The sequence below is a fragment of the Paraburkholderia sp. BR14320 genome (assembly GCF_040948665.1).
GTDB lineage: Bacteria > Pseudomonadota > Gammaproteobacteria > Burkholderiales > Burkholderiaceae > Paraburkholderia > Paraburkholderia youngii.
Window position 1 is genome coordinate 1 of the sequence record NZ_JBFPKG010000001.1, and the last position, 12,128, is coordinate 12,128.

At 62.3% G+C, this 12,128-nt stretch carries 12 protein-coding genes; 6 read left to right on the forward strand and 6 right to left on the reverse strand.

The annotated features are described in order from the left end of the window. Together AB3X89_RS00005 and AB3X89_RS00010 are read right to left on the reverse strand one after the other, a co-directional pair. The coding region (locus AB3X89_RS00005) for a serine/threonine protein kinase (protein WP_368581218.1) at positions 1-1,530 on the reverse strand (1,530 nt) is incomplete at its 3' end. Between the two features lie 143 nt (positions 1,531-1,673). Continuing rightward, on the reverse strand, positions 1,674-2,039 hold the full coding sequence (locus AB3X89_RS00010; protein ID WP_368581219.1) for a hypothetical protein: 366 nt from the start codon (positions 2,037-2,039) through the stop codon (positions 1,674-1,676). 406 nt (positions 2,040-2,445) lie between these two features. Here AB3X89_RS00010 and AB3X89_RS00015 point away from each other — a divergent pair, with 406 nt between their 5' ends. After that, entirely contained in the window at positions 2,446-2,805 is a 360-nt protein-coding gene (locus tag AB3X89_RS00015; RefSeq protein WP_368581220.1) for a response regulator transcription factor, read from the forward strand. Positions 2,806-2,824: 19 nt separating this feature from the next. On the opposite strand, the gene AB3X89_RS00020 is transcribed toward AB3X89_RS00015, so the two are convergent. After that, positions 2,825-2,941: a zinc-binding dehydrogenase gene (locus AB3X89_RS00020; RefSeq protein ID WP_368581669.1), complete on the reverse strand. Its 117-nt coding sequence runs from the start codon at positions 2,939-2,941 to the stop codon at positions 2,825-2,827. A 192-nt stretch (positions 2,942-3,133) separates the two neighbouring features. Beyond that, the gene (locus AB3X89_RS00025; protein WP_368581221.1) at positions 3,134-3,958 is read right to left on the reverse strand and encodes a response regulator; all 825 of its coding nucleotides are present in this window, start codon (positions 3,956-3,958) and stop codon (positions 3,134-3,136) included. Between the two features lie 308 nt (positions 3,959-4,266). On the opposite strand from AB3X89_RS00025, the gene AB3X89_RS00030 reads away from it, so the two are divergent. Together AB3X89_RS00030 and AB3X89_RS00035 are read left to right on the forward strand one after the other, a co-directional pair. Next, positions 4,267-5,283, forward strand: a complete 1,017-nt coding sequence (locus AB3X89_RS00030) for a sensor histidine kinase (protein ID WP_368581222.1) — start codon at positions 4,267-4,269, stop codon at positions 5,281-5,283. A gap of 151 nt (positions 5,284-5,434) precedes the next feature. Further along, positions 5,435-6,805, forward strand: a complete 1,371-nt coding sequence (locus tag AB3X89_RS00035) for an APC family permease (protein WP_368581223.1) — start codon at positions 5,435-5,437, stop codon at positions 6,803-6,805. On the opposite strand, the gene AB3X89_RS00040 is transcribed toward AB3X89_RS00035, so the two are convergent. After that, the gene (locus tag AB3X89_RS00040; protein WP_368581224.1) at positions 6,802-7,980 is read right to left on the reverse strand and encodes a helix-turn-helix transcriptional regulator; all 1,179 of its coding nucleotides are present in this window, start codon (positions 7,978-7,980) and stop codon (positions 6,802-6,804) included. The genes AB3X89_RS00035 and AB3X89_RS00040 overlap by 4 nt on opposite strands. Positions 7,981-8,097: 117 nt before the next feature. Between AB3X89_RS00040 and AB3X89_RS00045 the strand changes: the two genes are divergently transcribed. Next, positions 8,098-9,210, forward strand: coding sequence for a helix-turn-helix transcriptional regulator (locus AB3X89_RS00045; RefSeq protein ID WP_368581225.1), 1,113 nt, complete (start codon positions 8,098-8,100; stop codon positions 9,208-9,210). A 130-nt stretch (positions 9,211-9,340) separates the two neighbouring features. On the opposite strand, the gene AB3X89_RS00050 is transcribed toward AB3X89_RS00045, so the two are convergent. Then, on the reverse strand, positions 9,341-9,715 hold the full coding sequence (locus AB3X89_RS00050; protein WP_368581226.1) for a DUF3564 domain-containing protein: 375 nt from the start codon (positions 9,713-9,715) through the stop codon (positions 9,341-9,343). Between the two features lie 263 nt (positions 9,716-9,978). Here AB3X89_RS00050 and AB3X89_RS00055 point away from each other — a divergent pair, with 263 nt between their 5' ends. After that, on the forward strand, positions 9,979-10,965 hold the full coding sequence (locus AB3X89_RS00055) for a zinc-dependent alcohol dehydrogenase family protein (RefSeq protein WP_368581227.1): 987 nt from the start codon (positions 9,979-9,981) through the stop codon (positions 10,963-10,965). A 126-nt stretch (positions 10,966-11,091) separates the two neighbouring features. Then, positions 11,092-12,111, forward strand: coding sequence for a universal stress protein (locus AB3X89_RS00060; protein ID WP_368581228.1), 1,020 nt, complete (start codon positions 11,092-11,094; stop codon positions 12,109-12,111). The last annotated feature ends 17 nt before the right edge of the window (positions 12,112-12,128 follow it).

Sequence of the window (12,128 nt, forward strand, 5' to 3'; positions counted from 1 at the left end):
GATCTTCGCGCCCGCGCTGCGGATCGCTTCAAGCCGGGCCGTCAGCGGATGGGCGGCATCCACCTCGTTGTCGCGATAGGCGCCGATGACCATCAGGTAGCGCAGTTCCGGCTGGATCAGCAGGTCCGCGAGCAGGTCCAGGGTCGCTGCATCGAGCCACTGCAGGTCGTCGAGAAACAGGGCCAGCGGATGGTCGGCCTGAGCGAATACACCGATGAAGCGCCGGAACACCTGCAGGAAGCGCTGTTTCGCCTGTTGTGGTTCGAGCTCCGGGACCGGGGGCGGCTCGCCGATGATCAGCTTCAGTTCGGGGATCAGGTCGCTCACCAGCGCCGCATTGGGCGAGAGCGCCTCGGCCAGTCTTGTGCGCCAGCCTGCCAGCTTCGTGTCGGACATGCCCAGCAGCATGCGCACCAGGCTTTGAAATGCCTGGATCAGCGTCGCATACGGAATGTCGCGCTTGTACTGGTCGAACTTGCCGGACGCAAACAATCCCCGTGGCGGCACCAGGATCTTGTGTAGTTCATTGACCACCGACGATTTGCCGATGCCCGAATAACCGGAAACCAGCACGAGCTCGGGCGTGCCGCTATCCAGAATCCGATCGAAGGTGCTGACCAGGGTCTCGACTTCCCGCTCACGTCCGTAAAGCTTCTCGGGAATCATCAGCCGGTCGGGGGTGCCGTGCTCGTCCAGCGGAAAGTCGTCGATGCGGCGCTGACGCTCCCAGTCCGCGAGGCAACGCCGCAGATCATGCTCGACACCGGCGGCAGTCTGATAACGCTCCTCGGCTGTCTTGGCGAGCAGCTTCATGACGATGCGGGAGATGACGGCGGGGATGGCTTCCACCCGCGCGTTGGGTGCCAATGGCATTCTGGCGATATGGCAGTGCACCCATTCCATGGCGTCCGTGGCGGCAAACGGCAGGACGCCTGTCAGCATCTGATAGAACGTGACGCCGAGCGCATACAGATCGCTGCGCGAATCGATCGAGCGGTTCATCCGGCCGGTCTGCTCGGGCGCCATGTAGGCAAGTGTTCCGGCGATGGTTTCGGGTGGCTCGGGCGCCTGGCGCTCGCGTGGCAGACGCGAGGCCAGGCCGAATCCGGTGAGCCGCGCCTGTTCGTCGGCGCAATGCACGAGGATATGCGCGGGCTTCAGATCCTTATGGATCAGGCCGCGCTGGTGAAGCTTGCCGAGCGCGGCGGCAATGCCAATGGCGAGTTCCAGGAAATAGCCAATCTCCATGGGTGCGCCGAGCAGACGCGCGAGCGGCTCGCCGCCTGGGTCCTCGAATGCCAGCGACGCATGTCCGCCTTCGCGCACCAGCCTTAGCGGCCGTACCGCCCACGCACTGTCAAGCTCGTCCTTCAGCCCGAACTCGTGGGCAAGACGATCGAGGCTGGCGGGCATCGGCTGGTCAGCGGCAAGCCGCACGAACAGCTCGCTCTGACCGGCCACCACCGAGGACGGTCCTCTCCACAAGACACGCTCGCCATCGTCCCACAAGACAGTTGTTTTTTTATGCATCGCCGCTGCAACGAAAATTGTTGCGCAAGGATACACTTTCTTCGATGCGACGCTATTGGTGATGTCGGCAGTTCGCCTGCAACTTCTAGCGCCACCCCAGGCACCGCCTCGAAAATCGCTGTCGTCGAAGTACCCGGCCGATCCTAAGGGTCGATGGGATGCGATGAGACGACCGCCACCCGAACGAACATCGAAAATTTGAGCAGCACGTCAATCGTCAGAATCAAAAAAAAGAAGGGCGCCTTGCTGGCCATATCCGGCAGAGACAGCCCGACTGCGATAGCGCTGACGACGCATAGATATGAGAGTAAACGGGCGGCATATCGACGCTGCATAAACGTTCCCGCGATTAGCGCCATCCATGTCGCCTTTGCAAGCAATACCGCGGCGATGTCTTCCTGTGAATCAGAGAAGACCATTTCCAACGATGTTTCGCTCAAACAGAAAAATGCAAGAAGTGAAAGCAGCACACGGTCGAATCGTGTCAGCGGAGCGACCTGAACGAGCATTGCGCACTACTCCTTGCCGGGAAGAACCAAACGAGTCAGTGATGCGCGAGCAACGGCCGCCTCGATGAGATTTCATGGCCCAAATTTACCGGCAGCGGTCAATTCAAACCATCGTGCTTTCGCATGTCTGTCGTCAATCTAACTGCGTACGGGACTGTTCTTTGGTATAGGTATCCGTCTCGGCGAAACCTGAATTGCCTAAATATACGGATGCCCTGCCTGGAGTCTGATCACGGCCGCCACGTCCTGCCCGCGCGCGCTTTGACGCCGTGTGCGGCGCGCTTGCACTCTTCTTGCCGGAATTTATTGTTCGAAAGATACCAAGGTATCGTAGATCGGCAGATCGCGTTCGTGCATCCTTTGGCAGCGGTGTAGCGGTCTCAACGAGTTTTAATGGCGGGCAATCATGCGAGTAACGTTGGTTGATGATGACGATTCAGTGCGGGAGGCGCTTCCCGAACTGGTGCGGGTATTTGGATATGCTGTGAGCGTGTTCTCATCGGCGGAAAGCTTTCTTGCTTCTGGAGTCGTCGATCAAACCGATTGTCTTCTCCTCGATGTCAGCATGCCGGGTATGGGCGGGCTCGCGCTTTTTCGCGAGTTGAAACGACTCGGTAAAGGCGTGCCGGTCGTCTTCATTACCGCTCGCAAGGACGGGGCCGTGCGCAATAACCTGATAGCGCAGGGCGCGTACGATTGTCTGTTCAAACCCTTCAGCGCTTCTGTACTTCTCGCCACGCTCAAGGGAGCGCTTGGTGAGAGCTGAAAGCACATGCGAAGCGGCGCTAGGGAATCAGCCGCAGCTTGCTCGTCGTGCTGCGGCTCTCCATGTCCTCGTGTGCTTTGGCCGCTTGCTCGAGCGGATAAACACCTCCGATCCTGACGTCGATGGCGCCCGCAATGCATCAGGGCCGCCCGGGCCCTCCATTACGATGGCTTTCGTATTCGTGGCTTCCATGTCAGCAGGTTTCGCTGGCCGCGTGGGTGAGTCGCCGTTGCGTGGAGTCATTAGAGGCCTCGCACGTATCGGGCTTGTTTCCGCGTGCGGGTGATAGGTAGGCCGTTGTATCCTCCGGCGCGGTCGGTACGCATCGCTACAAAAATCGTGCGACACCAAAGAAACTTCGCTGCTGTCGGAGCGCTTCGCTCTTAACCTGCGCCCCTGCGTACTGCACGGTTTCGCGAGTTTCACGATGAAGCGTGACCGGCGCCGAAAAGATGTAGCCCTCGTTGCGCAGCGTCTTGATGTAGCGGGCGGCGCGTGCGGTGTCATTCAATTTTTGCCGGAGCCGGCTTACCAGCAGATCGATCGAGCGGTCGAATGGATCGGCGTTGCGGCGCTGCGTCAGGTTGAGCAACTGATCGCGCGTCAGGACGCGTTGCGCATGGTCGAGAAACACGCGCAGTAGTCGGTATTCGGCGCCGCTGAGCGTCACGACGTTGCCATTGGATTCGAGCAGATGACGCGCGGTAGTGTCGAGGCGCCACTCTCCGAAGCCGAGAACGGCTGTGTCGTCCACTGGCTGCACGTCCGGCGGCAGCATGCGCGTGCGGCGCAATACCGCCCTTATCCGTGCGAGAAGCTCGCGGGCCTGGAACGGCTTTGACATATAGTCGTCCGCGCCCATTTCGAGCCCGATGATGCGGTCGGTGACGTCGCTGTTCGCCGTCAGCATCAGAACGGGCACCGCACGATGGCGGTTCTCACGCAACGTGCGATAAAGCGCGAGGCCGTCTTCTCCGGGCAGAATCAGATCGAGCAGAATCAGGTCGGGTGCCTGCTTGCCGATAATCTCGTGCATTTCCCGTCCATTGGCCGCGCCCGAAACGCGCATGCCGTTTCGTTCGAGATAATCGGCAACCAGCTCGCGTATGCCGCGGTCGTCGTCGACAACCAGGATGTGATCGGGTTTTTCCATGACCTGTGATAAGCGCGTGCAGATGCGTTTTAAATACCGCTGCGAGAAGATTAACCAGAACGAAGCGGTAGAACCATTCCATTGAGGACTGGGTAGGGAGATGTTTAAGGATGGGTTTCATATACGTCCGTATAGGCTCGTGACGGGTGACCTTGGCGTGAACCTATGTAGGTTGAACCCATACGTTCATATGCTGGTGGACGCCCTTGGTGGGCACTATCCTGACGATGCCGAGCGAGGCATGGTGCTGGCTGTCTGTCAATGCGCGTGCGGCAGTGGTACGAAGCGGCCAGTACAGGAGAACGGATATGAGCGCACACTCGATCGACGCACCCAACACCCTTGGCGTACGCATGAGCACGTCCGCGTGGCTGTCCTTTGCCGCGTGGTCGTGTGCATTGTGGGTGCTGTTCGCGGCCGCCTGCGCTTACGCTCCATTTGCTACGCATGAGGCCAGCTGGGAAATGCTTGTGCGCGTCGGTCCGCCAGTCATGCTGCCTGCCGTTCTCGCGGCGGCCCTTGCGGCTCTGAAAGTCGTGGAGCTGCGCGTGTGCGTTCAGCGCATGACGGCGGAGATCGCGCGGAACCCTGGCGACGCAACGGAGTACGTCTTACCCGAAGGGATGGGACCGCCGGCCATCGCCCGTCTCGCTCGCGCTTTCAATGTATGTACGCGCTATCGCGCTCGCCGGCAGGCGGAGTTGCTCCATGTGCTCGCCGCCTATGCGCACGATCTGCGCACGCCGCTCACGCGCATGTGCATGCGCTCCGAACCTGTGGAGGACCGTGCGGTGCGCGACGCGCTCGCCCGCGATCTGGCTGAGATGGCCGAATTGGTGGAGGGCAGTCTCTCCTGCGCGCGCATGCAATGCAGTGCACTGGAGCCCATGCGTTCCGTCGATGCGGACGCCCTGCTTGGCGCGCTGATCGCCGACTATCGCGACGCCGGACGCGCCATCGCACTCGAGGGGCGCGTAGGGCGTCCCGTGATGACGTGTCCTCATGCGCTGCGCCGCGTGCTAGCGAACCTCGTGGACAACGCATTGCGCTATGGCGCGGATGTCCGTCTCAGTGTGAGTGTGGACGCGCAGCGCCTCGTGCTCGCCGTCGTCGATTCCGGGCCGGGCATCGCTCCAGCCCTTCTGGAGACGGTGTTCGCTCCGTGGTACCGTGCGCCCGAAGCGGCGGCTTCGACGCACGGCTGCGGCCTCGGTCTCGCCATCGCGCGACGCCTGACGCTCGCCATGCACGGCGAACTCGAACTCGAAAATCGCTGCTCTGGCGGTCTGGAGGCCCGTGTGACGCTGCCATTGACGACCGCCTGACGCGCCGGGTGCTGCCCAGGAGAACCTTCCGCTGTGCCTCCAGCCGATTCGCGCCTGGCGACGGTACGGCCAACTGACGCTCCGTTCGCTCGCGGCCGACTCGCAGATGCCCCCTGCGCATGGGGTGTTTCGCCTTCGCGCGACATCTAGCATGAATACGACCGTGCTAGTCACCGCAATCGAGCTGGACTTGCATCGAGTCACAGCACAGGAAACAGCGAAGGAGAAAGAAGTGCCAGAATTGCGTCGGCAGATTTCGCTGTTCGGCGGCACGGCGCTGGCTGTCGGGATGGTCGTCGGCTCCGGCGTGTTTGGTCTTCCGGGCCTTGCGCTGCAGCTCGGCTCACCGCAAATCGCGGCATTCGGATGGTTGTCCTGCGCGATCGCCTGCCTTCCGCTGCTTTGGGTGTTTGCAATCCTTGGCACGCGCTACGCCTCCGCCGCGGGCATTTCGCGTTACGCCGAAGCCGCGCTCGGGCGGCGTGCCGAATCTGCCGTCACGGCCGTTCTATGCGGCACGTTCCCGCTTACCGTGCCGGCCCAATCGATGATCGGGGCAAGCTATGCGCTCGTTGCCTTTGGCCTCGGCAAGAGTGCTCATGTGCCCATCTGCATCTCGATCTTGCTGGTCGCCATTACGTTCAACCTGGTCGGCATTCGCAAGGCTGCGCTCGTCAATAAGCTCTCGCTCGCATTGATCGTCGCTGCCGTGCTCGCCCTTTGCGTGACGAGGCACGCCGACCTGCGCACCGGTATGCTGTTGTGGACGCGTCCCGACTGGACAGGCGTCAAGCCATCGCAGGTCTGGAGAGTGAGTGCTCTGCTTTTCTGGGCATTTGTAGGCTGGGAGAACGTCTCGTTCGGTCTCGAAGAGTTCCAGCAGCCGCAGCGAACGATCAAGCTCGTTTATCTGGCTAGCTTTCTCGTCGTAGTGGTGTTGTATTCCCTGCTGGCAGGCACCGTAAACGGTGCGTCAAGTAACCAGTCGTCGGTGAACGCGGCGGAAGGGATTGCCCATCTCGTTCCCTTGCGCTGGCAGTCTGCATTCGCGCTGGTGACAGTCGTGATTATCCAGGCGACAGCCAATGCGTGGGTCTTCGCTGCCAGTCGTCTTTTCTATGCCGCCAGCAGGAACCGCCTGCTGCCCGGAGTGTTTGCGCGCCTGGACGCGCAAGGAACGCCTCGCAACGCAGTACTGTTGGTGGCGGCAAGCTTTGCGGCCGTACTGGCAGGGGTGACGGCATTTCATATCCAGATCTCGGATCTATTGATCGTTGCTAACCAGAATTTCCTGGTGCTCTACCTGGTATGTATCTTCGCTTGCTGGAAGATCGAACGCGGAGCACAGCGATGGCTTCTGACACCGCTCGCATTTCTGTCCTGTGGTTTCCTGATGGCGGATTCGAACTACAGGATCCTCTATCCGATAGCACTACTCGTGCTTGGCATGCTGAGTCAGCGCGTGCGCGAAAAACGCCCGCTTGCCGGTCTGGCGGAGACGGCCTTGCCGCCGCGACTCTAGCGGCCATCGGCAGATTCGAAAGCTTGCAGGCTGCTGCGCAGGATCAGCGCGACGAGCTCGGCCTGTCTATGTGTGCAGGTCTTGCCCAATATCTGTTTCAGGTATCCCCGCGCTGTGCCTAAGCCGATTGTGAGCTTCGTTGCCGCCTCTTCGACGCAGTAGCCGTTGGCAAGCAACACTGCAAGTTGAGCCTCGCGGCGCGTGAGCTGGAACGTTTCAACGAGTACGTCCGCATCGACGTTCGGCGCACGATCGGCCTCCGTCAGGAACAGAGCGCCACGTGTGGTGTTGGATTCGCCCGCATCTCCATACGCGCCAGACCGCTGGTGCAGGTCGAATGGCATGATCCTGACGACGAGTGGCAGGCGCGGCGGATCGCGCGAAAGATAGCAGCGCGTGGGGGCGGCTCGTTGTATCGCACTCTCGCGGCCGCTGCGTTTTATGTCATGCAAGCCAACCGAGCTGGCCATCGCCTTCTGCAACAACAGTGTTTCCGCGTGCCTCGTCGCCGCCACCGTGCGTTCGGACAGCACCAATCCGTTGCCACTCGATGCAAGCGCCTCGGCGCGTCTATTCACGAACACAGGGCACAGCGCGGCGTCGAACAGAATGACGCCGACGCTCGCGCGATCGAGCAAATCAAATACCGACTTGACGTTCGCGTCCGCGCGCACGAGCCGCTTGCCCACTTCGAGCGAGTTGATAAGGTGGGGCACAACGACATTCAAGGCGTCTACGTCTTCGTTATCGAAATCCGCTGCACCTAATTCGCGGCCGGTCGAAAGATAGACCTGACGCACAGGCGTGCGCACGAGTGGCGTGACGATCCCGTAGAACCCGCCAGCTGGACGAACCGCCTCGTTATACAGATCAGAGCGTCTGAAATCCGCGTCGGAGATCGCTGACGATTGACGCAATGACGTTCCTGCCGGAATGGCGCTGATCCAGTACGGCATTCGTGACGCGAACTCGCGGTGCAGTCGTGACGCGGAATAGAGGTCGATGCCGGTCGACGCGACGACACCAACGGCATCTCCGGTCACTTCGTTGAGCACCGCTTTATGTGCACCAATAGCGTTCACGACCGAATCGAGCGCCGCATGCCATTCCCCGGGATCGAGCGCCGCCTGATAGACGAGCCGCACCGCCGCATGAATGTCATCGACTCGTCCCATCTTTACATCTCCGCTGGACCAATACCCTCGCAAATGGGAGTAACAGTCGTGCCTAACGTCTGACAGTATATGAAGCAACCAAAGGAATAGCGGATTTCTACGATTCCGGAGACAGAAATGTCTTCAAAACACGCTGCTTTGTCAGGTCACGTCCGGCGACTGTGCTCGCTTGGATCTGATCCGCACATCGTCATTCCGCACGTCGTCGAAACGCTTCGTACGCTGGTCGGCGCGGACTGGGGCATGTTCTTCTACGCGGACGCGCAGTATGCGCTTAGCGACATGTACAGCCAGAACGAGGCCATCTACGCAATGATGCCGCTCTACATGTCCGAAGTGCACAATACGGAAATGCAGGTTGACGCGATGGGGGTTAGCTTTTCGACTGCGATGCGGCGCGGACGAGGATACGAAAACTCGGCACGCCACGACGGGGTATTGCTCAACAGCACGATGTATAACGAGCTCTACCGCCCTATGCACATCCGGCACAGCCTGGAACTGACGGCCTTCGATGGGAAGCGCGGGTGGGGCAGCGTGACGCTCAAGAGAATGCCGGGCGGCCGGCCGTTTTCCGAACGGGATCTCGCCGACATTCGACCCTTGTCGGCACATATCGCGCATGCGCTCACGTCGCCCAAAGGCCGGCATCCCGATCACACGGAAGATGGCCGCTCGTCGGTTATCGTGGCCGACGACACCGGCAAGATCATGTTGCAGAACGACGACGGCATGCGGATGCTCGCGCTGGCAGGCGGAGAGTCGGTCAGCCACGCGCAACATACCCGGCTCCCGGGTTGGCTAGCGCCGCTACTCGCCAATTTCAACGGAATCTGGCGAGGCTGCGCCGCAGCGCCACCTGTCCTCGAACGGTTCAACGCCGCCGGTCGATTTACGTTCAGAGCGTATCGCTTCGACCACGCAGCAGTGAGCGCGGACCACGCATGTATCGCTAACTACACCGAGCATTTCCCTCCGCTCGCGTTCGAAATCGAGACGCGGGGATTTCAGCTTGGCTTGAGCGAACGGCAGCGGCAACTCTGCATTTACCTGTTGCTCCGACGCTCGCATGGGGATATTGCGCAACTGATGGGTATTCGCGAAAACACTGTGATCGACCACGTGCGAAAAATCTACGCGAAACTCGATGTTCACAACCTGACGCAGCTCCAGGCCTCTTTTCGTCACGTCCAGAGTGGTACGGCGGTGGTGCCGTCGCCCCATTGCTGATCGAGCGGCAGTCGCGTGAAACAGGCCCACGGCGTGCGGACGAAGCACAAAGCGTGCGCTGGCCGCACGCGCTCGAGATCAGCGACGGCAGTCGTGGCGATCGCCTCCTCGGCGGTTACGACGCGCCCATTCACGCGTTTTCGTCGGTTGCGAAGACGCTGTTTTCCGGTTCCGTCTGTTCGACGTCGATGCATTGCACGCGCCAGTGACCGCTGATCAGGCTGCTGCCGCCGTCCGCGCACCACTGCACGCGGCCGATCTCGCCTTCGAACGGCCCGTCGAGCTGGTTGAGATCGAGCCCCTCGAGCACGCAGACCGGCGCCGTGCCATGCGGCGCGCACACCAGCGTATTGCCGCAATCCACATGCAACGCGCCCCATTCGGGCAAGTCGAGCGCGAAATGACCTTCGCGCGACCATCGCCGCGTGTCCTTGTCGAGCCAGAGAATGGCGAAGGCCATCGGGTTGACACGATCGAACGTGTCGAGATGAACGGTCAAACGCATGATAAGTCTCCGCAATATAAATGACTGGTTCGGATTGGCCAGGTACCTGCTGCCCGAGCGTTTGCGCGTCCTGCGCCTATCAGGAATAAGATCAGTGTACGGACGGCGAAACGGCCCTTATTGACCTCGATCAAATGGTTCAGGGCAGCGGCCGATCGCGCGACACAATGGCGCGCCTATGCTGATCTGATGAAAACGGCGCGCACCTCGCGGTCTGCATGACGTCAGCGTGCCGCCGCCGAAGCGTCAGAAGGAGAAACCCGATGCGAGCGATGGTGTTCGACGGCAGTTCGGCGACGCTGACCGAGCGGGAAGTGCCGGATCCGCGGCCCGGCGCCGGCGAGATCCTGATCGACGTTCATGCCTGCGGCGTGTGTCGCACGGACCTGCATCTGGTCGATCGCGAACTCGAGCATCCGAAACGGCCGGTGATTCCAGGCCACGAAATCGTCGGCGTGGTGGCCGAATTGGGCGCGGGCGTCAGCGGTTTCAAGGTGGGCGAGCGGGTCGGCGTGCCGTGGGTCGGGCGCACCTGCGGGCACTGCCGCTACTGCCTGTCCGCCCGCGAAAATCTCTGCGAAGACGCTGGCTTCACCGGCTACACGATCGACGGCGGCTATGCCGAGCGCACGGTCGCCGATAGCCGCTATTGCTTTCATCTGCCGCCGCACTACGGCGATATCGAGGCCGCGCCGCTGCTGTGCGCGGGTCTGATCGGCTACCGCACGTTGAGCATGGCGGGCGACGCCGAACGGATCGGCATCTACGGTTTCGGCGCGGCCGCGCATCTCGTCGCGCAGGTCGCGCGTCACCAGCAGCGCACCGTCTATGCGTTCACGCGTCCCGGCGATCACGCGGCCCAGCAACTCGCGCTGCGCCTTGGCGCGGCATGGGCGGGCGGCAGCGACGAGGCGCCGCCCAGCGAACTCGACGCCGCGCTGCTGTTCGCGCCGGTCGGCGCACTGGTGCCGCTGGCGCTGCAGGCGGTCGCGAAGGGCGGCGTGGTGGTGTGCGGCGGCATTCATATGAGCGACATTCCGTCGTTCCCGTACGCGTTTCTGTGGGGCGAGCGGCGCGTCGTATCGGTCGCCAATCTGACCCGCGACGATGGGCTTGCGTTCATGCGCAGCGCCGCGGAGACCCGGCTAGCGATCGAGACGACCACCTACCCGTTGCGCGACGCGAACCGCGCGCTCGACGATCTGCGCCACGGCAAGCTGACCGGCGCGGCCGTGCTCGCGATCCGCTGATGATTTGCTCACGGGCCATGGTCGCTTGATACAGATCAAGCCGCCCGCCGCGCCGGCGTTCATTATGTAAGCGCGCACCGTTGGGGCCCCGTCACGGGCCGAGGCGCGACGATCCGAGGAAAGCCGATGAACACTGCCGCCGAGCGCAACTCCTTTCACCGCGTGATGATCGCGTCCGCGGGCGGCGCCGGACTGGCGCTCGCCACGCGCGTCGCCCAGCAGTTCGTCGCCGCGGACGCGCGCTTTCGTCTCGTCAATATCGTTTGCAATCCGGCCGCGCTTTATCCGACGCTGATGCTCAGCTATCCGGACTGGTGCGAGACGCATCGCGCGATGCTGCACGGTGCGCAGGCTGCGCTGCGCGACGCGGTGATCGCGTTGCACGGCGTCGTCGCGGCGACCGACGCCGAAATCGTCGATCTGACCGCGCTGCATCAGGGCGCGGCCGAAGCGCTCGCTCATACGGCGGCGCAATGGGATGCGGATCTGGTCGCGGTGGCCGCGCATTCGCGCGAACATCGCTGGGGTGGCCGTATCGATCCGGAGGAACTGGTCGCGTCGATCGGACGTCCGGTGCTGTATATGCCGGCGAGGTCGACCGACGCGACCGACGCGACCGACATGAGCGATGCCGCGGCGGTGGGCCGCGTGCTGGTCGCGATCGATGGCAGCGACACCGCGCTCGACGCGCTGCGCACCTCGCTCGCGGTCGCGCCGCCCGACTCGTGCATCAAGGTCGTCTACGCGGCCGACGACCGCTTTGCGTGGTGCGAATGGCTGCCGTTCGAAGTCGTGTTGCAGCAGCGAATCGATGTATTGCGGCGCGGTGCGGCGATGCTCGAACAGAGCCGGCGCGCGGCGGAAACCGCGTTGCTCGAGTTCAACGACGATTCCGGCGATGCGTCGACCGCGATTCTCGACGAAGCGCAACGCTGGCACGCGGACCTGATCGTGATGGGTTCGCACGGCATGCGCGGCATGCCGCATCCATTGCCGGGACACGTGACGTCGCGCACGCTGCGTGACGCGGCTTGTCCCGTGCTCGTGTGTCCGCGCGATGCGCCGTCGTTGCGGGCGGATGCGGTGCTGCGTGGCCAGTGGCGGGAGCCGCATCCGGGCAGTGCGGGCGGGCCTTTTTATCTGTAGCAGGGGCGCGCCACGCG

What these genes read in the sequence shown, in the direction of transcription:
- AB3X89_RS00050 (WP_368581226.1), bottom strand. Translation starts at nt 9,715, where the DNA reads ATGCGTTTGACCGTTCATCTCGACACGTTCGATCGTGTCAACCCGATG.
- AB3X89_RS00030 (WP_368581222.1), top strand. Translation starts at nt 4,267, where the DNA reads ATGAGCGCACACTCGATCGACGCACCCAACACCCTTGGCGTACGCATG.
- AB3X89_RS00025 (WP_368581221.1), bottom strand. Translation starts at nt 3,958, where the DNA reads ATGGAAAAACCCGATCACATCCTGGTTGTCGACGACGACCGCGGCATA.
- AB3X89_RS00040 (WP_368581224.1), bottom strand. Translation starts at nt 7,980, where the DNA reads ATGGGACGAGTCGATGACATTCATGCGGCGGTGCGGCTCGTCTATCAG.
- AB3X89_RS00010 (WP_368581219.1), bottom strand. Translation starts at nt 2,039, where the DNA reads ATGCTCGTTCAGGTCGCTCCGCTGACACGATTCGACCGTGTGCTGCTT.
- AB3X89_RS00015 (WP_368581220.1), top strand. Translation starts at nt 2,446, where the DNA reads ATGCGAGTAACGTTGGTTGATGATGACGATTCAGTGCGGGAGGCGCTT.
- AB3X89_RS00035 (WP_368581223.1), top strand. Translation starts at nt 5,435, where the DNA reads ATGAATACGACCGTGCTAGTCACCGCAATCGAGCTGGACTTGCATCGA.
- AB3X89_RS00060 (WP_368581228.1), top strand. Translation starts at nt 11,092, where the DNA reads ATGAACACTGCCGCCGAGCGCAACTCCTTTCACCGCGTGATGATCGCG.
- AB3X89_RS00055 (WP_368581227.1), top strand. Translation starts at nt 9,979, where the DNA reads ATGCGAGCGATGGTGTTCGACGGCAGTTCGGCGACGCTGACCGAGCGG.
- AB3X89_RS00045 (WP_368581225.1), top strand. Translation starts at nt 8,098, where the DNA reads ATGTCTTCAAAACACGCTGCTTTGTCAGGTCACGTCCGGCGACTGTGC.